Origin of the sequence: Lactobacillus sp. Sy-1 (assembly GCF_019303535.1) — a bacterium.
Taxonomy (GTDB): Bacteria; Bacillota; Bacilli; order Lactobacillales; family Lactobacillaceae; genus Nicoliella.
Map to the genome: position 1 here is coordinate 894,022 of NZ_JACCIU010000001.1, position 24,807 is coordinate 918,828.

Sequence of the window (24,807 nt, forward strand, 5' to 3'; positions counted from 1 at the left end):
GGAGAAAAATATGGATGTTCATAATGTTAACTTATTAATTAGTGCCGTGAGTCCGAGTCAATACCCTAAAACTGGGTATCCTGAAATTGCATTGGTGGGGCGTTCTAACGTTGGAAAGTCTTCACTAACGAATACGCTAATCAATCGGAAAAACTACGCTCATACTTCTAATCAACCTGGGAAGACCCAGACCCTTAACTTTTATGAAGTTGAGGACGCGCTTTACTTTGTCGATGTTCCTGGTTATGGATATGCCAGAGTATCAAAGGCGGAACGTGAAAAATGGGGGACCATGATTGAAACCTACCTCACCCAACGGCCCCAATTAAAGGGGGTTATTTTGCTAGTTGATGGACGGCATGATCTGACACAAGATGATCGTCAAATGGCTGAATGGTTAGATTACTTCGATGTTCCACGGTTAGTGGTTGCTACTAAAATGGATAAAATTGCCGGTGGAAAGTGGAATAAACAGGCTAGTATGATTCATAAGGCGATTCAAGTCGATGATGATGACCTAGTGATGTTTTCAGCTAAGACTAAGCGTGGCAAAGATCAGGTTTGGGAATGGATTGAAAACCAAATCAACTAAAAAATAGCTCTCATTCCGAGAGCTATTAGTGTTCTTATTTATCTGTTCGATCTTGGGAAAGAATCTTATTTTTATTATTTCCCTTATCCTTGCTCTTCTTTTCAGCTTTTTTCATGAACTTATCACGATCGTTATCCTTTGGATCGATTTGAGCAAACTTGCCAAGCATTTTGTCTAAGTCATTTTGCATATTAATTTTTAATCCCATAATTACATCTCCTGACTTTATTTTATTTTATAATAGCAGAAACTGCTTTGTTTGTCATATAAGGAAGTGATAATTTGGCAACTGAACACATTGAAAATAAATTAAAATTATTGCCCGATTTACCTGGTTGTTACTTAATGAAGGATCAGAACGGGCATATTATCTACGTCGGTAAAGCCAAAAATTTAAAAAACCGGGTTCGCTCGTATTTTAAGAGTAGTCATACTGGGAAAACGGCTAAACTAGTTTCAACAATCCGTGATTTCGAAACGATCATTACCTCAACCGATAAGGAGGCCTTTCTTCTCGAAATTACGTTAATTCAAAAGCATCGCCCATATTTTAATATCCAATTAAAACAGGGAAATAATGGGTATCCATATATTAAAATCACTAATGAACGTGATCCACGGTTGTTGATCGTGAATGCAGTTAAAAATGATGGGGGTTATTACTTTGGCCCATATCCCAATGTCTATGCTGCTGATGAGACGCTAAATTTTTTACAAAAGATGTATCCACTAAGACGCTGTAATGGGTTCCAACATCGGCCGTGTTTGTACTACCACATGGGGCAGTGTTTAGGGGCGTGCTTTAAGACCGTTCCGAAGGCTGAATACGAAAAACAAATTAAAAAAATTAAGTCCTTTTTAAACGGAAACGTTACGGTTGCCAAGAAAACGTTATCCCAAAAAATGCATGAAGCGGCTAATAACTTGGAATTCGAGCGGGCAGCGGACCTTCGGGACCAGTTGAAATACATTGAAGTCACCGTTGAGAAGCAAAAGATCATTTCACAAGACACCACCCCCCGTGATATTTTTAATTTTTACTTTAACAAGGGGTGGATTTCCATTCAGGTCTTTTTCATTCGGCAAGCACGTTTAATGAAACGAATCAAGCGGGTGTTCCCAGTTGTTAATTCCGCTAATGAAGAAATGACCAGTTTTATTGTTCAATTTTATCAACAACGTGATCAGCCCATTCCCAAGGAAATCTTAGTTCCATCAGAACTTCCTAAGGATGTTTTGAGCAAGGTGTTAGATGTTGCAGTCAGAACCCCACAACGGGGTCAAAAACGCGACCTGTTAGAAATGGCTGGTAAAAATGCTAAGCTGGTACTGGATGAAAAATTCCGTCTGATTGAATTGGATCAGCTGAAAACAACGGGAGCAATGAATGAATTGACCGATGTCTTAGGACTACCCCATGGTCATCGAATCGAGGCGTTCGATCATTCCCATATTCAAGGAACCGACTTAGTTTCCGCCATGGTCGTGTTTGAAGACGGCCAACCCAATCGCAAACTGTATCGGAAGTATAAACTAACGACCGTTGACCATGCTGATGAAACAGCCAGTACAAAGGAAGTAATTAGGCGTCGGTATTCCAGGCTGTTAAAAGAGCATGCTGAGCTTCCAGATCTAATTTTAATGGATGGTGGAGAAATCCAAATGAATGCGGTCAAGGACGTTCTCATCAACGAATTAGGTCTCTCGATCCCAGTTGCTGGAATGGTTAAAAACGATAAGCATAAGACAGCTGATTTACTATTTGGGAACTCTGATCAACCATTAAATTTGAATCCCAAGAGCCAGGCTTTTTACCTGGTTCAACGAGTCCAAGATGAGGTCCATCGATTTGCGATTAGTTTTCACCGGCAGGTGCATACTAAACACTCGTTAAGTTCCCGCCTGGACGGAATTAAGGGGGTTGGTCCAAAGACCCGGAATAAATTACTCCGCCACTTTGGATCAATGAAACACATTGAAGATGCTAGCATTAGTGAAATCGAGTCAATTGGAATATCCAGTACGGTTGCCCAAACGATTAAGTTTAGCTTGAATAAGACCCCTTCAGAATCCAAGAAAAGTTAGCTATCGACATAAAGTTATAATATAATTAATAATATAATTAATTAGGGTTAGGAGAATAAAATTGTTTGTAGATCAAGTTAAAATTAAAGTTCAAGCCGGTAAGGGCGGGGACGGCGTTGTTGGTTGGCGGCGTGAAAAATACGTTCCCAATGGAGGACCTGCTGGTGGTGATGGTGGCCATGGTGGAAACGTTGTCTTCCAAGTGGATAGTGGAATGAGTACTTTGATGGATTTTCACTATAGCCAAAAGTTTAAAGCAGCCAATGGAAATAACGGTGGAAATAAGAAAATGACTGGTAAAAGTGGGGATGACTTGGTGATTAACGTTCCTGAAGGAACCAGTATTTATAATGACGACACTAACCGGTTGGTTTGTGACCTAGTCAATCCTGGTGATCAGTTCGTGGTTGCAAATGGTGGTCGTGGTGGTCGTGGAAACGTTCATTTTGCGTCTGCTAAAAATTCGGCTCCTGAAATTGCTGAAAACGGTGAACCAGGTGAAGGATTCGGGGTGCGCTTAGAATTAAAGTTGTTAGCCGATGTTGGATTAGTTGGCTTCCCATCAGTTGGGAAGTCGACCCTCCTATCTGCTGTGACCAGTTCTAAGCCTAAGGTTGCCGATTATCACTTTACAACCTTAGTCCCCAACTTAGGGATGGTGCGGTTGAACGATGGCCGGGACTTCGTAATTGCCGATTTACCAGGACTGATTGAAGGGGCTTCCACTGGGACTGGATTAGGGTTCCAATTTTTACGCCACGTTGAACGGACACGGGTCATTTTACACTTGGTTGACATGAGCGGGCTAGAAGGCCGCGATCCATTCGTTGATTATCAAAAAATTAATCAAGAATTGGCGAAATACGATGAAAACCTACTCTTAAGACCCCAAATTATCGTTGCAACTAAGATGGACATGCCTGATTCTGAAGAAAATCTAAAAACCTTTACTGCTAAGGTAAATGCAGAGGGAACGAAGCATGAAATCATTGCCATTTCATCGGTTACCCACAGTGGACTAACCAAGTTAATTGGCGCTACCGCTGATTTACTTGATGAAACGCCTAAGTTCCCAATTACCGATGTAGAAGAAGAGGTAACGATTGAAGATGGAGTTGAAGAGGCACCATTTACAATTACCCATGAAGAAGATGGCAGTTGGACCCTATCCGGAAATCGCCTTGAAAAGTTATTCCAAATGACGAACACGGACCATGAACAATCAATGCTTAGGTTCGCACGTCAATTACGTGGCATGGGAGTCGATGAGGCCCTCCGTGATCATGGTGCACAGGACGGCGACACGGTTAATATTTTGGACTTTTCATTTACCTATGAAGATTAATGGGGGGCTAGATGCAAAGCAAAAGCACTAAAAATGACAACCGGAGATATATCACCGGGCTGGATGGAATTAGAGCAATTGCGGTAATTGCGGTAATTATCTATCACTTATTGCCATTCAGTATTAAGGGTGGATACCTCGGGGTATCAATCTTTTTTACTGTTTCAGGGTATTTGATTACTGATTTACTAATGCAGGAATGGGAACGAACTGGAACCATTAATCTCAAATCATTCTATTATCGGCGGGTAAGACGACTCTATCCGGCACTATTTACGATGGTGATTGGAACGGGGGCCTATATTACCCTTTTTCAACGGGGGCTCCTAAAAAACTTAGGGGTGTCAATTTGGACTAATTTACTTTACGTTTATAACTGGTGGGAAATCGACAATGGACAAAGCTACTTTGACCGTTTTCAAGGAGAATCACCGTTTACCCATCTGTGGTCACTTTCAATCGAAGCGCAGTACTACCTAGTTTGGCCCATTTTATTGATTCTCTTACTGCTGATTTTGAAATTGAGGATTAGAATTTTTTTCTTTTTAACGTTAGCTTCTTTCTCAGGCGCAGCCTGGATGACGTATGTGTACGCGCATACCGATAATATTAACCGGGTGTACTACGGAACTGACACAAGGATGTTTTCAATTCTTTTTGGGGTGGCATTAGCGGCACTTTGGCCATCGAATCAATTAAAGCATAACCTAACCCCAATGCTAAAGACACTTGTTAATTGCTTAGGGTTAAGTGCTTTGACTGGTATTATTTGGTTACTGTTCACGCTATCAGGGCAAAGTGCGGCTACTTATACCTGGGGGATGCTCCTTATTACCATCTTCACCACCCTCTTAATTGCCACCTGTGTTCATCCAGGTGGCAGTATCAATCAAATGCTAACTAATCCTGTATTTAGATGGATTGGAACCCGAAGCTATGGAATTTACCTATATCAATTTCCGGTAATGATTTTTTATGAGATAAGGGGAATTTCGATTGGTGAGCATCCGTTTATGAATGCACTGGTCGAAATTGCAATTATCTTAACGATTAGTGAATTATCGTATCGATTTATCGAGGAACCAATTCGCCACTTTAATTTTAAAAGTCTCAGGGTTCACATTACAGAGTTCTTTAAGCTTCATTCTCAATTTGGCTTAAAGCGCTTAATTGTGGTTCCCGTGGTGGTTTTAATTGTAATTTGCGGATATGGAGCCTCCCACCCCAGTAGTGAGCAGGCCGATGCAGGGGATTTGAAACGAGATATTCAAAATAATCAAAAGGCAGTCCAAAAGAAGAACCGTCTTTTAGCTAAGCAACGGGCAGCTAAAAATAATGCTGCAAATTCTTCAGTGCCCAAAAATACTGTAAAGTTAACGGGTGCTGATGCTAAAATTGCGAAGGACTATGATCTTAATTCCAACCAGGTCACAAGGGCAAAGCAATTTCAACTTACAGCGGTTGGAGACTCGATTATGGCTGATGCTTCAGCTGACTTACAGAAGGTCTTTCCAAATGCCTATGTCTCAGCTCAGGTCGGACGTCAGATATGGCAAACACCAGGGGTAGTTAATCAGCTCAAGGGGTCAAATGCACTAGCTCCAAATGTAATTCTTAACTTGGGAACCAACAGTCCAATGAATCCTGATCAAATGGAACGGGTAATTAAAGAAATTGGTCCTGGTCACCAGATTTATTGGATCAATGTCCATGTCCCAACCAGGTATTGGGAGGGACAGGTCAATAATGTAATTCAGGGGGCTGCGAAAAACCACCCTAATTTCCATGTTATTGATTGGTACCAAGCAAGTAGGAACCAAACATCGTGGTTCTGGGATGATCACGTTCACCCAAATCCGACTGGCAACTTGAAATACGTTAGTTTAATTGCCAAAACCATTTTTAAATAAAAGTGCTTAGGTTATTCCTAAGCTCTTTTTGCCTTGATTGTGATTTCAATCTCATAATCATATGCTACAATAATATTATTGTAATTTTTAATAGATAAGAGGAAATATTATGCAGATTGAATTTTTAGGAACTGGTTCAGGGGTTCCAGGGAAGTTTAGAAACGTTTCTTGTACAGCGTTACGTTTACTTGATGAGTGTAATTCGGTATGGTTATTTGACGTTGGTGAAGGAACTCAACAACAAATATTACGCTCAAACTTAAAGCCGCGTAAAATTAATAAGATTTTTATTACCCATTTACATGGTGATCATATTTTTGGATTACCTGGATTACTTAGTAGTCGCTCATTTCAGGGTGGCGATACCCCATTAACCATTTATGGACCAAAGGGGATTAGGGACTTTGTTCAAGTTAGCCTTGGGGTTTCCAAAACGAAGTTATCTTATAAAATTATTTATGAAGAATTAACCACGCCGGGTAAAATATTTGAAGATGATAAGTTTACTGTTTATATGAATACCCTTGACCATCAAATTGAATCGTTCGGGTATCGGGTTGAAGAACACGATCACCCAGGTGAATTATTGGTGGATAAATTAAAGGCGGCAGAGATTCCTTCAGGACCAATTTATGGTAGGATTAAGGCGGGTCAAGATGTTGAACTTCCTGATGGCCGGATGATTAGTGGTAAGGACTTCATAGGACGGGCACAAAAGGGGCGGATTGTTACAATTCTAGGGGATACAAGAAAGAACCCCAATTCACTCGGCCTGGCTAAAAATGCTGATGTGTTAGTCCATGAAAGTACTTTTTCCAAGGATGAGGCTAGTTTAGCCCGAAACTACTATCACTCTACGAACGTGCAGGCAGCCATTTTGGCTAAGAATGCTAATGTAAACAAACTTTTATTAACTCATATTTCATCACGATATACTGGTAAATTGGCAAACATGCTTCAAAAGCAAGCCCGCTCAATTTTTAAAAATACGTTTGTAGTTCGTGATTTTGATGTGGTTGACGTTCCATTTGATAAAAACCAAACTGTTTAAGGATGATGATAAAGATGAAAAAACAAGCTAAGCTGATTTTTATAGGAATTTTAGTTTTACTAGTGGTTGTATTTGCCCTAATTAATACCCAATCAGTATCAATTAACTTTGGGTTTGGGAATACCCTTAAGTTACCAATGATTGTGATGTTAATTCTATTGATTTTGATTGGAGCATTGATCAGTTTCTTAATGTCGACGACCTCATCGGTTACGAAGAGCCTTGATATTAAAAAACTTAATCAAGAAAAGGATGCTAAGGTTAGCCAACTGCAATCTGAGATTAATAATTTAAAAGCTGAATTAAAGAATGCCAACGCAAGTGCTAAAAAAGCAGCCCAATTAAGAAATGAAAAGCCTGAAAAATAAAGAGGGATTAAATGATTGATTCAAAATATGAATGGCAATTGAATAGTGAAAATGTAAATGCTGAAAAAGTGCAAGCAACCGCTAGTGAGTTGGGACTTAATCCAGTGGCGGTCGAAATTCTTTTTCAACGAGGCTATCAAGATCAGGCTGCAATTCACCGCTTTTTAAACCCGGATCCTAATGATTTGGGGGACCCATTCTTATTGCATGACATGGAAAAGGGAATTTCACGGATTACGGCTGCAATTGAGGCTGAAGAGCAAATTACAATCTACGGTGATTATGATGCTGACGGCTTGACTAGTACTGCAATCATGTATGAAACCCTTACTGAAATTGGTGCCAATGTCAATTATTACATTCCCAATCGGTTTAGTGATGGGTATGGTCCGAACGTTGATGCGTTTAATAAAATGATTGAATCAGGAACGACCCTAATTATCACGGTTGATAATGGAGTAACTGGATTTGAACCGGTTGACTTTGCTAATCAACATCATTGTGATGTAATCATTACTGATCACCATGAGATTCCTGAACAGGGAGTTCCGGATGCCTATGCCGTAATTCACGCACGTTACCCTGGTGCCGAGTACCCATTTCACTTCTTTTCGGGAGCGGGCATTGCATTTAAGGTGGCTACCGCACTTCTGGATGAAATTCCACAGGAATGCTTAGATTTAGTTACAATCGGGACGATTGCTGACCTAGTTTCATTAACCGGTGAAAATCGAATTTTAACTAAGTTTGGCTTTCAAGCAATCCAGAATACCCAACGTCCAGGGCTATTAAAAATTTTAGAATTAGCCAACCTCACTGCCAAACCAATTACCGAACGTAGCATTGGATTTGGCATTGCTCCGCGCTTGAATGCGTTGGGAAGAATGGGGGATGCAAACGCCGGGGTTGAACTATTAACCACTGTAGATGATGCTAGGGCGAATGAATTAGCCGAACAAATTGAAACGCTTAATACCAAACGGCGAAAATTAGTTACTGATATCTTTAAAGAGGCCTGCGAGCAAGTTGAGCAACCCCAAAATAAGGATAAGAAAACCATCCTGGTCGCAGGCGATAACTGGCACGAAGGGGTCGTTGGAATTGTCGCAAGTCGATTAGTAGATAAATATAATCGGCCAGCGGTGGTTTTAAATCTAGATTCGAAAACGGGGATTGCAAAGGGGTCTGGCCGAAGCATTGAGGGCTTCAACCTTTTTGCAGCCCTAGAACCAGCACGGCAGTTGATGCTTAAATTTGGTGGCCATGCGATGGCGGTCGGATTATCTGTTGAGCAAGATGCGATTAATAAGGTTGCTGATGTTTTTGAGTCTAATTTTAAGCAACCCACTCGCCATGAACAATCAAAACCACGGCTAGTGATTGACGACAACATTAGTGTTGATCAAATTGATGAATCCTTAGTTGAGTCGTTAGCTAAAATGGCCCCTTACGGTACCGATAATCAGGAGCCAGTGTTTGAAGTGAAGCCCACAATGGTTGCAAATGTTCAGACGATGGGGAGCCGGAATAGCCACCTGCGCTTTTCAATTAGCGGAAATCAAAATCGGATTAATGCGGTTGCATTTGGGAAAGCGAATTTAGTTGATGCCATCCAAGCATTGCCTAATTCAATTGAACTAGCCGGAACGGTTGAAATGAATACTTGGAATAATCGTAGTTCTATTCAATTCATGGTTAAAGATATTCAGGCTGCTGGAATCGAGGTAATTGATCGACGGACGGACCAATTAAATAAGCGGATGTTTACCGTTAACGCTACGTACGTATTTTTTAATCATAAGTTGATGGATAAACTAGCCCCCTACATTAGTGAAAATAATAGTGTAATTTGGTATAATGACTTGTCGAAAGAAATGGTTTCCGACGTAGTTACAATCGTTGATTGTCCAGATACAATTGATGATTTAAAGAAAGTTGCTAATTTAATTGGTGATAGTAAGGTGATTTTATACCTCTTTAAGCCTAGTTTCATATATGCAAGTGGTTTACCGAGCCGTCAGCAATTTGGAATGCTTTTTAAGCTATTGAGTAGCCGTTCGGCTTTCAATATCAACCAAGCATTGAATCAAATTGCGACGCAGCTTAAACTAGACCGCAGTTTAGTTATCTTTATGATTAAGGTGTTTCAAGAGCTTAGATTTGTTTCAATTACAAATGGCATATTGGAAATGACTCCGCACCCTTCTAAGCAAGATTTATTGGCCTCTGACTCCTATCATAAACGAAAGGTTCAACTAGAGTCTGAAAAACAATTATTGTTGCCAAATTCTGCTAGTCTAGTTACGCTGTTCAACAACTTGATCGTTTAAAATGACCGAAAGGGAGATAATAATGGCATTAGATTTAAATGATTACATTGCTTCTTATAAGGACTTCCCGGAAAAGGGAATTATGTTCCGTGATATTTCACCACTGCTTGAAGATGGCCAAGCTTATAAGCAAGCAACTGATGAAATCGTTAGTTACGCACGTGATAAAAAGGTTGATATGGTGGTTGGACCTGAAGCTCGCGGTTTTATTGTGGGCTGTCCAGTTGCATACGACTTAGGAATTGGATTTGCGCCAGCTAGAAAAAAGGGCAAACTCCCTGGTAAGACCGTTAAAGCATCTTATGGCCTTGAGTATGGTGAATCATCATTATACCTTCATGAAGGGGCGGTTAAGCCTGGCCAACGGGTCTTGGTTACCGATGATTTATTAGCCACTGGGGGAACAATTAGTGCTACAATTGAGTTAGTGGAAGACCTCGGCGGAATTGTAGTTGGGACCGCATTTTTAATTGAACTTGCGGACTTACACGGTCGCGATAAAATCAAGGGTTATGACATGTTAAGCCTAATGAAATATTAATTAATGGCGTCAATGGTGTTTACAATTTTTTTACAAATTGCTATAATATCATTATGCGCTTTTGGAGAGTTGGCAGAGCGGTAATGCATCGGACTCGAAATCCGACGAACCGATTAATCTCGGCGGGCAGGTTCGACTCCTGTACTCTCCTTATCAAAAACATGTCCATCGAAGTGATGGGCATGTTTTTTATTTGTAATTAATTATTTTAACCTTCGTTAATTAATCTGCTTTCAGTTGTACTTTAATTTGAAATTGCTTTAAGATAACGAATATGGATATTTAAAATTATGGAATGAGGTTTTAACTTGAAAGTCGGAATTGATGCAATTAGTTTTTACACCCCTGCCATGTACTTGTCGATGGAGCAGCTGGCGAAGGCGCGAAATGAAGATCCTAATAAGTATTTAATTGGAATTGGGCAGCAGGAACAATCCGTGGTTCCAAACACCCAAGACGTTGTTACGATGGCAGCGAATGCGGCTGAACAAATTATTAATGATGATAATCGCGCTAAAATTGATTTAGTAATTTTTGGAACCGAATCTGGAATTGATAATTCCAAATCAGCGGCAATTTATTTACAAACCCTTCTCGAATTAAGTCCACGGACCCGAGCATTTGAAACTAAACAGGCCTGTTATGGTGCTACTGCTGGGTTACAAATGGCTCGTGATTATGTTCAATTACATCCAGATAAGCAGGCGTTGGTAATTGGTGCCGATGTGGCAAGGTATGGTTTAAACACCCCTGGAGAAGTTACTCAGGGTGGTGGAGCCGTTGCAATGATCGTTAGTGCGAATCCACGAATTATTTCATTTGATGGTAACAGTGCCTTTTATTCAAAGGACATCATGGATTTCTGGCGACCATTGCATACAACTGAAGCGATTGTTGATGGTCATTATTCCAATGACGTTTACGTTAACTTTTTTAAGGAGACTTGGAATCAGTATCAACAGATTACAGACCTTTCAATTGCAGACTTGAGCGCAATGATTTTTCACTTACCATATCCGAAAATGGGGATTAAGGGGCTACGGGCGGTACTACCGGAAGCAACTCCTGATAAACAAGCGGAACTAAAAACGGCATTTAGTTTTGGAAGTATGTATAATAAAAGGGTGGGGAATCTTTACACTGGCTCTTTATACCTTAGTTTATTATCGTTAATTGATAATGATGATCACTTGAAGGTTGGCGATACCGTCGGACTTTTTAGTTACGGATCGGGAGCTCAGGGAGAATTTTTTACTGGACAAGTTGAAGCTGGCTTTTTTGATGCGAACCGGAAACAACGGATGCAGACAATGTTGAATTCCAGAAGGCAGCTTTCAGTTCCAGAATATGAATCCATTTTTAACTCATGGCCTAAAATTAAAGCGGGTGACTTAATACTCTCCGTTTCTGATGATGATGCTAAGTTTGTTTTTGCTGGTGTTAAGGATGACCAACGTCAATATTTAAACCGAAAGTAGGAATCGAAAATGAAGCAAATTTATTTAGCAGGACCCTTCTTCGACGATAACCAAGTTGCTAGAATTGAACGGGTAGAAGAAGCCCTCACTAACAATCCAACTGTTGGCAGTTTCTTTAGTCCCAGAACTGCTAATTTTCCCGATGAAAAAGAGGGGACTGTTGATTGGGCCAAGAAGGTTTACAGAAAAGACGTCGATGAGCTAGAAGCTAGTGACTTAGTAGTTGCTGTCTTAGACTTTAAGGACGGTTATGTAGATAGTGGGACCGCCTTTGAAATTGGGTACGCCACTAACCTTGGGAAGGACATTATTGTTCTTCATGAAAATGAAGGGATTGTCAACCTAATGATTTCAAACAGTATTGTTGCGTATGTAAAGAGTGCTGATGATATTCTTCAATATGATTTTGATAAATTAAAAACGATCCCATACGAGGGACCGTTAATTTAGGACTGTGAACTATTTAATTGTGGGCCGGTAAAGACTAATTACCTTTCCCAAAATAGTGACTTGGTCTAAAATAATTGGTCGCATGCTATCGTTTTCTGGTTGAAGGCGGTAATGCCCATCTTCCTTATAAAAACGCTTACAAGTAGCCTCATTATCTTCATTCATTGCAATTACAATTTCACCATTTTCAGCGGTGGATTGTTTTTTAACGATTACTTGATCGTGGTTCAAAATCCCAACGTTAATCATACTGGTTCCCTTAATAGTTAGCATGAATAGTGAATCTGAGATTGATTCAAATTCTGGTGGAATTGGAAAATAGCTAGTTGCATTTTCTACTGCTAGAATGGGTTCACCGGCTGCCACTTGACCAAGTAATGGCATTTCATTACCACGGGGATTAACGTCCAGTTCTTGGAGCCCCAAGGGAGTAATTTCTAGTGCCCTCGTCTTAGAAGGATTCTTTTTAAGGAGTCCTTTTTTTTGAAGCCTGGTAATGTGACCATAGACGGTTGAGGTAGATGATAACTTCACCCCCTCACAAATTTCGCGAACGGTGGGGGGATAACCTTGCTCCTTGATATTATTCCAAATAAATCGAAGAATGGCAGTTTGTCTTGACTCCACTTTTGTAATAATTATTCACCTCCTCAGAACTTAGTTATATCGATATACTAGCATAAAACAGATGGAGTGTAAAACAAATGTTCGGTTGCTTTTAGTTGAGTATCGTGTTAAAAACGAGTAATCTATACTTAAAGCAATCTAATTATTAGGAGGCATTTTTAATGGCTGAAGATAAAGAATTAATGAAAATCATCCCCCGGATTAATGAATTAGCCCATAAGGCTAAGGAAGAGGGATTATCTGAATTAGAAAAAGTTGAACAAGGTAAATTAAGAAAGCAATATTTAAAACGCTTCAAAGAAAACTTTAGATCCCAAGTTGAAATGATGAAGGTCTATAATAAAGACGGAAAAGAAGTAACTCCGAAAAAAGTTCGTGATATCCAAAGAGGAAAGGGACTCCGCGACGATTAGTGATTTAGCCCCTTTTAAAATGATCCTGAATTGTGTAAAATTAATATGATTAGGTTCAAAATCAGGGGGTGTAATTAAATGGGAACTGGACTTTGGATTTTGATCGTAATTGTTGCATTAGTAGCAGGAGTTGCAATTGGTTTCTTTGGTGCTCGGAAGTATATGGAATCTTACTTAAAGAGCAATCCACCAATTAGCGAAGATCAATTGAGCGCAATGATGCAACAGATGGGTCAAAAGCCTTCACAAAAGAAGTTAAGACAAATGATGAACACGATGAAGAATCGTGGTTAAAAAATAGGCAGCGACAACTTAGTTGTTACTGCCTGTTTTTTATTTTTTAGAGATGTCAACATATTTGAAATTAGGGTCAATTTCTTGATCTAAATGGTCAAAACTAGCTTGCATTTTAGCTTCAAGTTTAGCTTGTTGCTCGTCATTCATTTTTAGCCTCCGATCAATAGTGATGGGATCCCCAAATGCAATTGAGACAGACTTGCGACTAAACAACCCTTTAAACGACAATGGACCTTGGTAAACAACCGGAACAATTGGGACTCCCGCTAATTTAGCAATTAGTGCTGCCCCAGCTTTTAAGTCTTCTGAGTGCCGACTCCCCGATGGGAAAATTACAATTGATAAGTCGGTATTCCGGAGAATTTTTACTGGCTCCTTGATTACAGAAGGTCCCGGATTCTCACGATCCACTGGGACTGCGTTTACTTGATTTAAAATATACCTTAGAATAAAATTATTAAAAAGTTCTTTTTTTGCTAAAAAGGTAAATTTTTTGGGACTAGCAGCCAGTGCAAAGTAAAGCATATCGAACCATGCTCGATGGGGGCCGACTAAAATATAGTTCCCTTCCGGAAGTTTATCTTTATTTATGACGTTGAAGTTTCCGTTAACTAGTTTGATGACGATTCTCGCTATTACCCTTAAAAATGAATACATGAAACGTTAGCCTCCTAAACATTTATCATTTCAATATTATTCTATTATTATATTTAATTGCAAGAAATTTTTAAACCGGAGTTGAAAAAATTGGATGTTGAATTAAAACCAGATGAACGAATTGATCACCTTGAAAGTCATGAAATTAGGGTGATTCAAAACCCGCACGTTTTTTCATTTTCACTCGATGCAATTTTGCTGGCTGATTTTGCACTTATTTCTAAGTCAGCTAAGACACGGGTGGTAGATTTGTGTGCTGGCAATGGGGCCGTGGGGTTGTTCGCTGCCCATAAAACTAATGGCCAATTTGCCGAAGTTGAAATTCAGCCCAAATTAGCTGATATGGCTGAAAGGAGTGTCAAATTGAATGATTTAGACGATCAGTTCACAGTTTATAATGCTGATATTAAAGATATTGATCAACAAATTAAACGTGATTCCGTGGATGTAGTGACTTGTAATCCACCTTACTTTGAGAATACTAAGACCAGCCATAAGAATCCTAATCAGTATTTAGCAATCGCTAGACACGAAATCAAAACCAACTTAAACATGGTATTAGCAGTTACCAGTTCGCTTTTAAAAACGAATGGCCGCTGTTACTTCGTTTATCGTCCTGATCGGATGGTTGAATTTTTGGATAAAATGCGGGAACACCGGCTCGTTCCAAAGGAAATTCAATTTATTTATCCTCGTGAGGGCCGCGATTCCAATATGATGTTAGTTTCTGGGATTAAGGATGGTAGACCTGGGGGATTGAAAATTAAGGCCCCAATTACGGTTTACAAGCGCAATTCTGATGAATACACTGAAACGATTAGTAGGGTACTTTATGGCAAGTAACGTTAAGCACTTTTATATGTACGTTTTAAGGTGTGGAGATGGCTCTTTTTACGGTGGCTATACAACTAATTTAAAGCACCGGATTGAACAACACCAAAGTGGTCGCGGGGCCAAATACACTAAGAGTCATCAGCCAGTTGAATTGATTTATAATGAGGAATTTAATACCAAAAGTGAGGCATTAAAAGCCGAGTATGCATTTAAGCATCAAAGTCGGTCTGCAAAGGAACAATACTTAAAAAAACACAACGTTAGTCTGAATTAATGGGTGCAGATTGGTTTAAATGGTATAATATTTAATGGTATTAAATATTAGGAGGTTGCTTTAACTATGAAGATTATTGTTTATGGAGTTCGTGATGATGAAAAACCATTCTTGGAGGAATGGGAATCAAATAATCAGGATGTCGACGTTCAAATTGAAAGCGTCCTTTTAGATGTAGTTTCAGTTAGTAAGGCAGAGGGCTTTGACGGAGTGGTTGCATTCCAACAAGCTCCATATACGGCTGAAGTATTGGATCGATTAGGCGCTTTTGGTGTTAAGGTATTGTCACTGCGAAACGTTGGGGTTGATAATGTTGACTTTCCAGCTGCTAACCGTAATAACATCAAGGTAACGAACGTTCCAGCATACTCACCACAGGCAATTGCCGAATTCACAGTTACTCAATTAATGCAACTATTAAGAAACACTAAGGTCTTTAACCATAAAATCGCAAATGGAGACTTAAGATGGGCTCCAGATATCGCAACTGAATTAAACCAATTAACGGTTGGGGTATTTGCAACCGGTCGAATTGGTCGGGCTGCAATTCAAATTTACAAGGGATTTGGGGCCAAGGTGATTGCATATGACATCTTTAAAAACCCTGAACTTGATAAAGAAGGAATTTACGTTGATACTCCTGAAGAATTATACCGTCAGTCAGACGTAATTTCTTTGCACGCACCTGCTGTTGAGGAAAATGAACACATGTTGAACGACCAAACCTTCGCTCAAATGAAAGATGGGGTAATTATTTTAAACCCTGCTCGGGGAACTTTAATCGATACTGATGCCCTAATTAAAGCCCTTGATAGTGGTAAGGTCGGTGGAGCTGCTCTTGATGTTTATGAAGATGAAGTCGGGGTTTTCAATGAAGATTTCGGTAGCTTTGATGCCATTCCTGATGAACGGGTTAAGAACCTACTAAAACGTGATAACGTATTAGTTACGCCACACATTGCATTTTATACTAAAACGGCTGTTAAGAGCATGGTAAATACATCCCTTGATGCTAATCGGGATGTGATTGCAACTGGAGACTCAGATAAAATTGTAAAAAAGTAAAATCATGATTGCATTATATAATTATATTTTGTATAATTATATAGTTAATTATTTCACACTCGCTGTGATGGCTTTGCCAGTGCCTATTTTATGGGTTGTAAAGTCAGTCGAGCAGCGGGGAGGAAAAAACTTATTTATTATGGAGGAAATATCATGGCTGTTATTTCAATGAAACAATTATTAGAAGCCGGTGTTCATTTTGGACACCAAACTCGTCGCTGGAACCCAAAGATGAAAGAATACATCTTTACTGAAAGAAACGGTATTTACATCATTGACTTACAAAAGACTGTTAAGTTAGTAGATGCTGCTTACAATTTCATGAAGGATGAAGCATCAAAGGGTGCTACTGTTCTTTTTGTTGGGACTAAGAAGCAAGCTCAAAACTCAATTGAAGAAGAAGCTACCCGTGCGGGTCAATTCTTTGTTAACCACCGTTGGTTAGGTGGAACCTTAACTAACTGGGACACAATCCAAAAGCGGATTGCTTACCTTAAGAAGTTAAAGAAGATGTCTACAGATGGTACTTTTGATCTTCTTCCAAAGAAGGAAGTTTCCCTTCTCAACAAGAAGATGGCTAAGTTAGAATACTTCTTAGGCGGAATTGAAGACATGCCTAAGATTCCTGATGTTTTATTTGTTGTTGATCCTCGTAAGGAAGCAATTGCTGTCCACGAAGCTCACATTTTAAACATCCCAATCGTTGCAATGGTTGATACTAACTCAGATCCAGATGTTGTTGACGTTGTTATCCCTTCAAATGACGATGCTATTCGTGCCGTTCGTTTGATTACTGCTAAGATGGCTGATGCTATCATTGAAGGTAACCAAGGTGAAGAAGGCGTTAGCGAAAACGACTTTGCAAAGACTTCTGAAGACAATGCTGATGAAGCAAAAGATGATAACGAATAATTAATAAGCACTTGGGCTGACTCAATTTTGGACCGCTAAGGCCTAGGTTTGGGTCAGCTTTTATTATGAACTAAAAGGAGAAATAAATATGGCTGCTAAAATTACTGCTGCTCAAGTTAAACAATTACGTGAAAAGACTAGTGTAGGGATGATGGATGCCAAAAAGGCACTAGTTGCTTCAGATGGTGACGAAAAGAAGGCCCTTGACTACCTACGTGAAAAGGGAATCGCAAAGGCTGAAAAGAAGAGTGGTAACGTTGCCGCTAATGGTCTAGCACAAATCGCGATTGATGGCAATACTGCTGCAATCGTTGAAGTTAATGCTGAAACTGACTTTGTAGCTACTAACGATGACTTTAAGAAGCTAGTTGACCTAATTGCTAATACAATTGCTGCTAACAAGCCAGCTAACATGGATGATGCTTTAGCATTATCTACTCCAGAAGGTAGTATTAATGAAAGCATTATTCATACTACTCAAATTACTGGTGAAAAGGTTTCACTTCGTCGTTTCCAAGTATTCGAAAAGGATGCCAATGGACACTTCGGTGCTTATCTTCACAATGGTGGTTTAATTGCTGCTTTAGTTCTTCTTGAAGGTAGTGATGATGCTACTGCCAAGCAAGTTGCAATGCACGTTGCCGCTGCTAACCCAGAATTTATGAGTAGAAACGATGTTCCTAAGGATCGTTTGGATCATGAACGTGAAGTTCTTAAGAAGGAAGCTTTAAACGAAGGTAAGCCTGAAAATATCGTTGAAAAAATGGTTGAAGGTCGTTTGAACAAGTTCCTTGCTGGAATTAGTTTAGCAGACCAAGAATTCATTATGGATAGTGACCAAACTGTCGGTAAGTTCGTTCAAAGCAAGGGTGCCGAATTAAAGGGCTTTGCTAGATACGAAGTTGGTGAAGGAATCGAAGTTGAAGAAACTAATTTTGCCGATGAAGTAAATGGACAAATCAAATAATTAAATCATTTTTAAAAGAGCGCGCCATTTTGGGAGCGCTTTTTTTGTGAAAAAGTTTATATTCAGTTTAAGAACAACTATTGATAGACGATATAAGCTATCACTATGTTAAATATTATGATAGAATTATCTTGATATAAAAGTTTGGGGAGGAAAAAAGATGGCAGACCTAAAATATAAGCGAATTATCTTAAAGCTTAGTGGTGAGGCTCTTGCAGGAGAACAGGGTTTTGGAATTAACTTACCAGTAATGCGGTCAATGGCTAAGGAAATCAAACAAATTTATGATCTTGGTATCCAAATTGCAATTGTTGTTGGTGGCGGGAACATGTGGCGTGGTGAAGCTGGATCAAAAATGGGAATGGAAAGAGCGCAAGCTGATTATATCGGAATGCTTGCAACCATTATGAATGGTTTATCACTTCAGGATAATTTGGAAGCGGTTGGCGTGCCAACGCGCGTTCAAACTGCAATTGAAATGCGTCAAATTGCAGAACCATACATCAGACGAAAGGCAGTTCGTCACCTAGAAAAAAATCGCGTTGTGATTTTTGCTGGTGGAACTGGGAATCCTTACTTCTCAACTGACACGACTTCCGTTTTAAGAGCTGCTGAAATTCATGCTGATGCAATTTTAATGGCTAAGAACGGGGTCGATGGAATTTATTCTGACGATCCAAAAGTTAATCCAGATGCCGTTAAGTATGATACACTTACTTATATGGACATCATTAATGAGGGACTTAGCGTTATGGATACCACGGCTAGTTCCTTGGCGATGGACAATCAAATTCCGTTGGTGGTATTTAATTTAAATAAGCCAGGAAATATTAAAAAGGTTGTGCTCGGTCAACAGATTGGGACAACAGTAAAGGAGAATTGATTAATGGCTAATTCAAATGACATTTTGGATAATGCAAAGAGCAAGATGAAAAAAGCTCAAGAAGTGCTTGAACGTGAATTATCAAGCATTCGAGCTGGTCGTGCGAATGCTAGTATTTTAAACCGAGTGAAGGTTAGTTATTACGGGAGTGAAGTTCCAGTGAACCAAGTGGCTTCCATTTCAGTTCCAGAGCCACGGGTAATTATGGTTACTCCTTATGATAAAAGCTCACTTGATGATGTCGAAAAAGGCATTTTAGAGGCTGACCTTGGACTTAACCCAGCTAATGATGGAAACGTGATTAGATTGGTAATTCCTCAACTAACCGAAGAAAGAAGACAGGAGCTTGCTAAGCAAGTGAAAGCTGTTGGTGAAGAAAGTAAGGTTGCTGTTCGAAACGTGCGTCGTGAAGCAATGGATGCCGTTAAGAAAGGCAATAAGAATGAAGACTTTACTGATGACGAAGCCCATGGGCTAGAAAATAAGGTTCAAAAAGTTACTGATGATGCAATCAGTGGCGTTGAAAAAATCGTTAGTGATAAGGAAAGAGAAATCACTAATAACTAATTCTAAATAATATTAATTAAAAGGGGAAATGCTTTATGGCAGAAGATAGCGTAGAAATTACACCAGGATCAAAAGAATTTAATAACATGGTTTTTAGACTTAACGACCCAGTCGTTAATGGTAACACTGAATTTTTAAATTATGCTGGAAACGCACTAGAACCACTTCAAGATGATATTTATGTAATGCCTGCATTTGTTAACGATGATTTTAACTTATTCATCGTTGTTTCTAAGTTAATTGCAAATGACTGGATCATTGCTTTCTCAAAGGCTAAGATTGAAAACGGAAACGAAATTACTGATTTATCAGAACCAATTCCAACTGGTGAGGGGCTTAACATGCTTGGCGAACGTCAACCTGAAGAAGCTAACAGTTTATTACAATACTTTAACAACTTAATCGAAAACAACCGTGGTGAATGGAGATTAATTCAACGTCCAGACGCTGAATAATTAAATTTACTGAATTTAATTCGGTGGTCAATTTTAATTAAATAATGTATTATATAAAGGATGGGTAATTACTCATCCTTTATTTTAATTTAAATGGAGTAATTAGATGTTCAGAAAAAAAGAAAGTAATAATCATCAAGAACTTGATATGAACAGAATTCCCAAACACATTGCAATTATTATGGATGGGAATGGAAGATGGGCTCAAAAACGACACCTCCCTAGAATTGCTGGGCACAAACGAGGCATGGAGACCGTTAAGACCATCACGAAGGCCGCTAGTCAGCTAGGTGTAAAGGTGCTTAGTCTATACGCCTTTTCGACTGAAAATTGGAAACGACCGGAAGAAGAGGTTAGTTATCTAATGAGCTTGCCTGGTAAATTTTTCAATAGCTTCGTTCCAGAGTTAATTGCCAATAACGTTCAGGTAAATGTAATGGGGGAAATCGATCGACTTCCCAAAGCAACTCAAGAAGTTGTGAACCAGGCAATTCAAGATACTGCTGATTGTGATGGGATGGTTTTAAACTTTGCTTTAAACTACGGATCCCGTCGTGAAATGGTCCTCGCTACCCGTAAAATTGCAAAAGCAGTCCAAAGTGGTAAAGTAGAAATTGATGAAATTGATGCTGACCTATTTTCTAAATCATTGATGACTGGTAAGTTTGGTGCAAACGCCGACCCAGAACTTTTGATTCGGACTAGTGGTGAACAACGAATTTCTAATTTCTTATTATGGCAAATTGCCTATAGTGAACTATCTTTTACCGATGAGCTATGGCCAGACTTTAGTGCTGATTCCTTAAAGCAGGCAATTTACCAATTCCAAAATCGTGATCGACGATTTGGTGGAATTAAAACCAATAAGTAAGGAGTTCATTATGAAACAAAGAGTTATTACCGCAGTTGTTGCACTATGTATTTTTATCCCCCTCCTACTATGGGGTGGGATTCCATTTGATATTTTAACCTTTGCAATGGGGTTAGTAGCGATTGGTGAAATCTTACTGATGAAAAAAATGATTATCGTTTCACCAGAATCTACAATTACATTTTTGGGGGGCATATTCTTGATTGCGCCCAGTAAAATGATTGATATCATGCCCAACTACTTAACACCTACATTTATTATTTACATATTTGTAATGTTGTTATTATTGAGAATGGTGTTTACCAAGAACCGGTTTAATTTTGATGATGTTGGGATTGCTACCATGGCAATGCTATACGTCGGAATTGGGTTTCATTATCTAATTGTTGCACGGGCGACCGGATTGAACGTCGTATTATATGCATTACTAATTGTTTGGACTACTGATAGTGGGGCCTATATTTTTGGAAAGCACTTCGGTAAGCATAAATTAGCCCCCCACATTAGTCCTAATAAGACTTGGGAGGGTTCAATTGGTGGTTCGCTACTTGCGACCGTCGTTGGAACCTTAATTGTTGTATTTTTCCCCCAAAACTTCTACTCGCTATTACCAATGATCGTGATTACCATCATTGCTTCAATTGGTGGTCAGTTTGGGGACTTGGTTGAATCTGCATTGAAGCGTCACTATGGAGTTAAAGATTCTGGCAAAATTTTGCCCGGCCACGGTGGAATTTTAGACCGGTTCGATAGTTTACTGTTTGTGTTACCAATCCTGCACCTATTTAATATTTTTTAAAAGAAAAGGGGAACAACGATGTTTACAACTATAATTGCATTCATTATTGTTTTTGGGATTTTAGTTTCAGTTCATGAATTCGGTCACTTTATCGTTGCTAAGAAGTGCGGTATCATGGTTAGAGAATTTTCAATTGGAATGGGTCCTAAAATCTTTGCACATCGCTATAATGGAACTACCTATACGATTCGGATTTTACCGCTTGGTGGATACGTTCGAATGGCTGGTGGGTATGATGATGATGAAAATTTACGTCCTGGAATGACTGTAGCGCTAAAGTTAAATGATCACGGGGTTGTTGATAAAATTAACACAAGCAATAAAAATACCCTTTTCAATGGAATTCCCCTTGTGGTAACTGAGTCTGATTTAGAACGGGATCTTTTTATTCAAGGTTATGAAAATGGTAATGAATCAGAAATCAAGCGCTATCCGGTTGATCATGATGCTGTGGTAATTGAATCTGACGGTACCGAATTGCAAATTGCCCCAATTGATGTCCAAATTCAATCCGCTTCCGTATGGAGACGAATGGCAACCAACTTTGCGGGGGTTATTTGTAACATCTTATTGGCAATTGTTGCTTACACTATTTTTTCATTCGCTCAGGGTGGCGTGTTAAATAACTCTAACCAAGTGGAACTGGCTAATAACGTTAACGTCGCACGGAATGCGGGAATCAAGAACAATGACCGCATTACTAAAGTGAATGGGGTCAGTACCAATAATTGGCAATCACTTGCAACTGCAATTTCAAGTAAGACCGATGGGAAGGAAATTAACCTAACTGTCGAACGGGGAAACCAAACTAAGAACATCTCACTTAAACCACGGGTGGTGACTTCAGATGGTAAAAAGGGTGCTGAAATTGGAATTATGAGAAGTACTAATTCTAACTTTGGAGCGATGCTATTATCTGGTTTTACCCAAACTTATGAATCTGCTAAATCGTTACTAACTTCGATTTGGATAATGATTAGTGGACATTTTTCATTAAATGATTTGGGTGGTCCGGTTGCCATTTTTGCTAATACGTCCCAAGCAACGCAGCTGGGCGTTAGCGGAGTGATTTACTTTATCGCCTGGTTATCAATTAATTTAGCAATTATGAATTTATTACCAATTCCAGCCTTAGATGGTGGTAAAATTATTATGAATATTATTGAGGTGATTCGTCGGAAACCGCTCTCTGAAAAAGTAGAGACTACGGTTACACTGATTGGGTTTGCGTTTATGATTATTTTAATGATTTTAGTTACATGGAACGATATTGAAAGATTCTTTATCCATTAAATCTTATTTAGAGGTGTTTTAAATGAAACAATCTGCGATGCTAATTCCAACGCTAAAGGAAGTTCCTAACGGAGCTGAGGCGCTTAGCCATCAAATGATGCTTAGAGCTGGGTATATTCGCCAGGTCTCTGCTGGAATGTATGCCTATTTACCACTTGCCTACCGGGTAATTACGAAAATCGAAACGATTATTCGGAAGTACATGGATGCTACCAACGCAAATGAAATGTTGATGCCAGATGTATTACCGGCAAAGCTATGGAAGGACTCTGGTCGTTATGATACCTACGGCCCTGAGCTTTTTAAATTTAAGAATCGGCATGATACCGACTTTATCTTAGGACCCACCCACGAGGAAACGTTTACCGAATTATTGAAGAATTCAGTGGATTCTTATAAGAAATTACCGTTGGTCCTTTACCAAATTCAATCTAAATATCGGGATGAAGATCGCCCAAGATACGGATTATTACGAGGTCGAGAATTCATTATGAAGGATGCCTATTCCTTTACCGTTGATGACGCTGGATTGGATAAGGTTTACCACGATATGGAAAAAGCCTACTGCAAAATTTTTGATGAAATTGGTCTTGATTACAGAATGATTATTGGTGATGGGGGCGCAATGGGTGGCTCTGATTCAATTGAATTTTCTGCTCCGGCAGCAGTTGGTGAGGATACCATCGTATACTCGGATAATGGTGACTACGCTGCAAATATCGAAATGGCTAAGTGCGCTTACATTCCAAGTAAGTCGGACGAGCAACCATTAGAGCTAGAAAAGAAGGCTACTCCAGATACTAAAACAATTGAAAAGTTAGCCCAATTTCTAGATGTTAAGCCTAGCCAAATTATTAAGAGTGTGTTATTCATTGCTGATGAACAACCAGTATTGGTCATGGTTCGTGGAGACCACGAAGTAAACGACGTTAAACTTAAGAACTACCTTAGTGCTGACTTCTTAGATGTAGCTAGTGAAGAACAAGTCCTGAAGTTTATGGGAGCTCCAGCTGGTTACGTTGGTCCAATTAATCACTCTGATAAAGTAAAGGTTTTTGCAGACCAATATGTTAAGGATATGGTAAACACCGTTGTAGGTGCGAATGAAGATGGTTACGATTACGTTAATGTTAATCCAGATCGTGATTTTAAGGTTGATGCCTACGATGATTTTCGGGTAGTGCAAAAGGGTGATTTATCACCTGATGGCTCTGAAAAACTTCAGTTTACTAAGGGAATCGAGATTGGACACGTCTTCAAATTAGGAACCCGCTATTCTAAAATTTTAGGAGCAGATGTGCTTGACGAAAATGGTCGTAAAAAGCCAATCATCATGGGTTCATACGGAATAGGGGTTAGTCGACTCTTATCTGCCGTTTCAGAACAACAATCTGATGAGAATGGTTTAGTATGGCCAACATCAATTGCACCGTTCGATATCCATGTGATTCCAGTAAACGCTAAAAAAGCTGATCAGATGGATTTAGCAAATGAAATTGAAACCGATTTGACAGCTGCTGGTTATGATGTTTTAAATGACGACCGTAAGGAACGGGCAGGGGTTAAATTTGCTGATTCTGATTTAATTGGAATCCCAATTCGAATTACAGTTGGAAAAAAAGCCAGTGATGGTATTGTTGAAATTAAAATTAGAAAAACTGGTGAGACATTGGAAGTTAAGCAAGCCGAACTTACCAATACCATTGGAATTTTACAAAAAGAATTGAATTAGATTTAAAAAGG

At 39.3% G+C, this 24,807-nt stretch carries 27 protein-coding genes and 1 tRNA gene; 25 read left to right on the forward strand and 3 right to left on the reverse strand.

The window, feature by feature from the left end:
• The first annotated feature begins 10 nt into the window (after positions 1–10).
• On the forward strand, positions 11–592 hold the full coding sequence (gene yihA, locus HZL42_RS03720) for a ribosome biogenesis GTP-binding protein YihA/YsxC (protein WP_219054330.1): 582 nt from the start codon (positions 11–13) through the stop codon (positions 590–592).
• A 34-nt stretch (positions 593–626) separates the two neighbouring features.
• On the opposite strand, the gene HZL42_RS03725 is transcribed toward yihA, so the two are convergent.
• Positions 627–800: an SPJ_0845 family protein gene (locus tag HZL42_RS03725; protein WP_219054331.1), complete on the reverse strand. Its 174-nt coding sequence runs from the start codon at positions 798–800 to the stop codon at positions 627–629.
• A 74-nt stretch (positions 801–874) separates the two neighbouring features.
• Here HZL42_RS03725 and uvrC point away from each other — a divergent pair, with 74 nt between their 5' ends.
• The 10 genes from uvrC (at position 875) to HZL42_RS03775 (ending at position 12,150) form a co-directional block, all read left to right on the forward strand.
• Positions 875–2,677 (forward strand): excinuclease ABC subunit UvrC, encoded by a 1,803-nt coding sequence (gene uvrC, locus HZL42_RS03730; RefSeq protein ID WP_219054332.1) that lies wholly within the window; start codon positions 875–877, stop codon positions 2,675–2,677.
• A 61-nt stretch (positions 2,678–2,738) separates the two neighbouring features.
• Positions 2,739–4,022, forward strand: coding sequence for a GTPase ObgE (obgE, locus tag HZL42_RS03735; protein WP_219054333.1), 1,284 nt, complete (start codon positions 2,739–2,741; stop codon positions 4,020–4,022).
• Between the two features lie 11 nt (positions 4,023–4,033).
• Complete coding sequence (locus HZL42_RS03740; protein ID WP_219054334.1) at positions 4,034–5,932, forward strand: acyltransferase family protein; 1,899 nt, start codon at positions 4,034–4,036, stop codon at positions 5,930–5,932.
• Between the two features lie 109 nt (positions 5,933–6,041).
• Positions 6,042–6,983, forward strand: a complete 942-nt coding sequence (rnz, locus tag HZL42_RS03745) for a ribonuclease Z (protein ID WP_219054335.1) — start codon at positions 6,042–6,044, stop codon at positions 6,981–6,983.
• A gap of 14 nt (positions 6,984–6,997) precedes the next feature.
• Positions 6,998–7,351 carry a lipopolysaccharide assembly protein LapA domain-containing protein gene (locus HZL42_RS03750; RefSeq protein ID WP_219054336.1) on the forward strand — a complete coding sequence of 118 codons (354 nt, stop codon included), beginning with the start codon at positions 6,998–7,000 and terminating at the stop codon, positions 7,349–7,351.
• Between the two features lie 11 nt (positions 7,352–7,362).
• On the forward strand, positions 7,363–9,681 hold the full coding sequence (gene recJ / locus HZL42_RS03755; protein ID WP_219054337.1) for a single-stranded-DNA-specific exonuclease RecJ: 2,319 nt from the start codon (positions 7,363–7,365) through the stop codon (positions 9,679–9,681).
• Between the two features lie 22 nt (positions 9,682–9,703).
• On the forward strand, positions 9,704–10,222 hold the full coding sequence (locus HZL42_RS03760; RefSeq protein WP_219054338.1) for an adenine phosphoribosyltransferase: 519 nt from the start codon (positions 9,704–9,706) through the stop codon (positions 10,220–10,222).
• 63 nt (positions 10,223–10,285) lie between these two features.
• Positions 10,286–10,373: transfer RNA gene (locus HZL42_RS03765), tRNA-Ser, on the forward strand.
• A 157-nt stretch (positions 10,374–10,530) separates the two neighbouring features.
• Positions 10,531–11,700 carry a hydroxymethylglutaryl-CoA synthase gene (locus HZL42_RS03770; RefSeq protein WP_219054339.1) on the forward strand — a complete coding sequence of 390 codons (1,170 nt, stop codon included), beginning with the start codon at positions 10,531–10,533 and terminating at the stop codon, positions 11,698–11,700.
• A gap of 9 nt (positions 11,701–11,709) precedes the next feature.
• The gene (locus HZL42_RS03775; RefSeq protein ID WP_219054340.1) at positions 11,710–12,150 is read left to right on the forward strand and encodes a nucleoside 2-deoxyribosyltransferase; all 441 of its coding nucleotides are present in this window, start codon (positions 11,710–11,712) and stop codon (positions 12,148–12,150) included.
• 9 nt (positions 12,151–12,159) lie between these two features.
• On the opposite strand, the gene lexA is transcribed toward HZL42_RS03775, so the two are convergent.
• On the reverse strand, positions 12,160–12,786 hold the full coding sequence (gene lexA, locus HZL42_RS03780; protein ID WP_219282852.1) for a transcriptional repressor LexA: 627 nt from the start codon (positions 12,784–12,786) through the stop codon (positions 12,160–12,162).
• A 152-nt stretch (positions 12,787–12,938) separates the two neighbouring features.
• Here lexA and HZL42_RS03785 point away from each other — a divergent pair, with 152 nt between their 5' ends.
• Together HZL42_RS03785 and HZL42_RS03790 are read left to right on the forward strand one after the other, a co-directional pair.
• Entirely contained in the window at positions 12,939–13,190 is a 252-nt protein-coding gene (locus HZL42_RS03785; protein WP_219054341.1) for a DUF896 domain-containing protein, read from the forward strand.
• Positions 13,191–13,268: 78 nt separating this feature from the next.
• Positions 13,269–13,484, forward strand: coding sequence for a YneF family protein (locus HZL42_RS03790; RefSeq protein WP_219054342.1), 216 nt, complete (start codon positions 13,269–13,271; stop codon positions 13,482–13,484).
• A 39-nt stretch (positions 13,485–13,523) separates the two neighbouring features.
• Here HZL42_RS03790 and HZL42_RS03795 read toward each other — a convergent pair whose 3' ends face one another.
• A complete protein-coding gene (locus HZL42_RS03795) occupies positions 13,524–14,144 on the reverse strand; it encodes a 1-acyl-sn-glycerol-3-phosphate acyltransferase (RefSeq protein WP_219054343.1) in 621 nt (206 codons plus the stop codon).
• 90 nt (positions 14,145–14,234) lie between these two features.
• Here HZL42_RS03795 and HZL42_RS03800 point away from each other — a divergent pair, with 90 nt between their 5' ends.
• From HZL42_RS03800 to HZL42_RS03855, 12 genes are all read left to right on the forward strand, one after another.
• Complete coding sequence (locus HZL42_RS03800; protein ID WP_219054344.1) at positions 14,235–14,987, forward strand: tRNA1(Val) (adenine(37)-N6)-methyltransferase; 753 nt, start codon at positions 14,235–14,237, stop codon at positions 14,985–14,987.
• A complete protein-coding gene (locus HZL42_RS03805) occupies positions 14,977–15,252 on the forward strand; it encodes a GIY-YIG nuclease family protein (RefSeq protein WP_219054345.1) in 276 nt (91 codons plus the stop codon). Before HZL42_RS03800 ends, HZL42_RS03805 begins: the two co-directional genes overlap by 11 nt.
• Before the next feature lie 66 nt (positions 15,253–15,318).
• A complete protein-coding gene (locus HZL42_RS03810) occupies positions 15,319–16,317 on the forward strand; it encodes a D-2-hydroxyacid dehydrogenase (protein ID WP_219054346.1) in 999 nt (332 codons plus the stop codon).
• A 153-nt stretch (positions 16,318–16,470) separates the two neighbouring features.
• Positions 16,471–17,229 (forward strand): 30S ribosomal protein S2, encoded by a 759-nt coding sequence (gene rpsB, locus HZL42_RS03815; RefSeq protein ID WP_219054347.1) that lies wholly within the window; start codon positions 16,471–16,473, stop codon positions 17,227–17,229.
• Positions 17,230–17,317: 88 nt separating this feature from the next.
• Positions 17,318–18,196 carry a translation elongation factor Ts gene (gene tsf / locus HZL42_RS03820; protein ID WP_219054348.1) on the forward strand — a complete coding sequence of 293 codons (879 nt, stop codon included), beginning with the start codon at positions 17,318–17,320 and terminating at the stop codon, positions 18,194–18,196.
• A gap of 160 nt (positions 18,197–18,356) precedes the next feature.
• The gene (pyrH, locus tag HZL42_RS03825; RefSeq protein ID WP_219054349.1) at positions 18,357–19,079 is read left to right on the forward strand and encodes a UMP kinase; all 723 of its coding nucleotides are present in this window, start codon (positions 18,357–18,359) and stop codon (positions 19,077–19,079) included.
• A 3-nt stretch (positions 19,080–19,082) separates the two neighbouring features.
• A complete protein-coding gene (gene frr, locus HZL42_RS03830; RefSeq protein WP_219054350.1) occupies positions 19,083–19,646 on the forward strand; it encodes a ribosome recycling factor in 564 nt (187 codons plus the stop codon).
• 35 nt (positions 19,647–19,681) lie between these two features.
• Positions 19,682–20,101: a hypothetical protein gene (locus tag HZL42_RS03835; protein ID WP_219054351.1), complete on the forward strand. Its 420-nt coding sequence runs from the start codon at positions 19,682–19,684 to the stop codon at positions 20,099–20,101.
• Positions 20,102–20,207: 106 nt separating this feature from the next.
• Positions 20,208–20,972: an isoprenyl transferase gene (locus tag HZL42_RS03840; RefSeq protein WP_219054352.1), complete on the forward strand. Its 765-nt coding sequence runs from the start codon at positions 20,208–20,210 to the stop codon at positions 20,970–20,972.
• Between the two features lie 10 nt (positions 20,973–20,982).
• Positions 20,983–21,771, forward strand: a complete 789-nt coding sequence (locus tag HZL42_RS03845) for a phosphatidate cytidylyltransferase (protein ID WP_219054353.1) — start codon at positions 20,983–20,985, stop codon at positions 21,769–21,771.
• An 18-nt stretch (positions 21,772–21,789) separates the two neighbouring features.
• The gene (rseP, locus tag HZL42_RS03850) at positions 21,790–23,064 is read left to right on the forward strand and encodes an RIP metalloprotease RseP (RefSeq protein WP_219054354.1); all 1,275 of its coding nucleotides are present in this window, start codon (positions 21,790–21,792) and stop codon (positions 23,062–23,064) included.
• Positions 23,065–23,086: 22 nt separating this feature from the next.
• Complete coding sequence (locus HZL42_RS03855; protein ID WP_219054355.1) at positions 23,087–24,796, forward strand: proline--tRNA ligase; 1,710 nt, start codon at positions 23,087–23,089, stop codon at positions 24,794–24,796.
• Positions 24,797–24,807 lie beyond the last annotated feature (11 nt).

What these genes read in the sequence shown, in the direction of transcription:
- yihA (WP_219054330.1), top strand. Translation starts at nt 11, where the DNA reads ATGGATGTTCATAATGTTAACTTATTAATTAGTGCCGTGAGTCCGAGT.
- HZL42_RS03725 (WP_219054331.1), bottom strand. Translation starts at nt 800, where the DNA reads ATGGGATTAAAAATTAATATGCAAAATGACTTAGACAAAATGCTTGGC.
- HZL42_RS03740 (WP_219054334.1), top strand. Translation starts at nt 4,034, where the DNA reads ATGCAAAGCAAAAGCACTAAAAATGACAACCGGAGATATATCACCGGG.
- rnz (WP_219054335.1), top strand. Translation starts at nt 6,042, where the DNA reads ATGCAGATTGAATTTTTAGGAACTGGTTCAGGGGTTCCAGGGAAGTTT.
- HZL42_RS03750 (WP_219054336.1), top strand. Translation starts at nt 6,998, where the DNA reads ATGAAAAAACAAGCTAAGCTGATTTTTATAGGAATTTTAGTTTTACTA.
- recJ (WP_219054337.1), top strand. Translation starts at nt 7,363, where the DNA reads ATGATTGATTCAAAATATGAATGGCAATTGAATAGTGAAAATGTAAAT.
- HZL42_RS03760 (WP_219054338.1), top strand. Translation starts at nt 9,704, where the DNA reads ATGGCATTAGATTTAAATGATTACATTGCTTCTTATAAGGACTTCCCG.
- HZL42_RS03775 (WP_219054340.1), top strand. Translation starts at nt 11,710, where the DNA reads ATGAAGCAAATTTATTTAGCAGGACCCTTCTTCGACGATAACCAAGTT.
- HZL42_RS03785 (WP_219054341.1), top strand. Translation starts at nt 12,939, where the DNA reads ATGGCTGAAGATAAAGAATTAATGAAAATCATCCCCCGGATTAATGAA.
- HZL42_RS03790 (WP_219054342.1), top strand. Translation starts at nt 13,269, where the DNA reads ATGGGAACTGGACTTTGGATTTTGATCGTAATTGTTGCATTAGTAGCA.
- HZL42_RS03795 (WP_219054343.1), bottom strand. Translation starts at nt 14,144, where the DNA reads ATGTATTCATTTTTAAGGGTAATAGCGAGAATCGTCATCAAACTAGTT.
- HZL42_RS03805 (WP_219054345.1), top strand. Translation starts at nt 14,977, where the DNA reads ATGGCAAGTAACGTTAAGCACTTTTATATGTACGTTTTAAGGTGTGGA.
- HZL42_RS03810 (WP_219054346.1), top strand. Translation starts at nt 15,319, where the DNA reads ATGAAGATTATTGTTTATGGAGTTCGTGATGATGAAAAACCATTCTTG.
- rpsB (WP_219054347.1), top strand. Translation starts at nt 16,471, where the DNA reads ATGGCTGTTATTTCAATGAAACAATTATTAGAAGCCGGTGTTCATTTT.
- tsf (WP_219054348.1), top strand. Translation starts at nt 17,318, where the DNA reads ATGGCTGCTAAAATTACTGCTGCTCAAGTTAAACAATTACGTGAAAAG.
- pyrH (WP_219054349.1), top strand. Translation starts at nt 18,357, where the DNA reads ATGGCAGACCTAAAATATAAGCGAATTATCTTAAAGCTTAGTGGTGAG.
- frr (WP_219054350.1), top strand. Translation starts at nt 19,083, where the DNA reads ATGGCTAATTCAAATGACATTTTGGATAATGCAAAGAGCAAGATGAAA.
- HZL42_RS03835 (WP_219054351.1), top strand. Translation starts at nt 19,682, where the DNA reads ATGGCAGAAGATAGCGTAGAAATTACACCAGGATCAAAAGAATTTAAT.
- HZL42_RS03840 (WP_219054352.1), top strand. Translation starts at nt 20,208, where the DNA reads ATGTTCAGAAAAAAAGAAAGTAATAATCATCAAGAACTTGATATGAAC.
- HZL42_RS03845 (WP_219054353.1), top strand. Translation starts at nt 20,983, where the DNA reads ATGAAACAAAGAGTTATTACCGCAGTTGTTGCACTATGTATTTTTATC.
- rseP (WP_219054354.1), top strand. Translation starts at nt 21,790, where the DNA reads ATGTTTACAACTATAATTGCATTCATTATTGTTTTTGGGATTTTAGTT.
- HZL42_RS03855 (WP_219054355.1), top strand. Translation starts at nt 23,087, where the DNA reads ATGAAACAATCTGCGATGCTAATTCCAACGCTAAAGGAAGTTCCTAAC.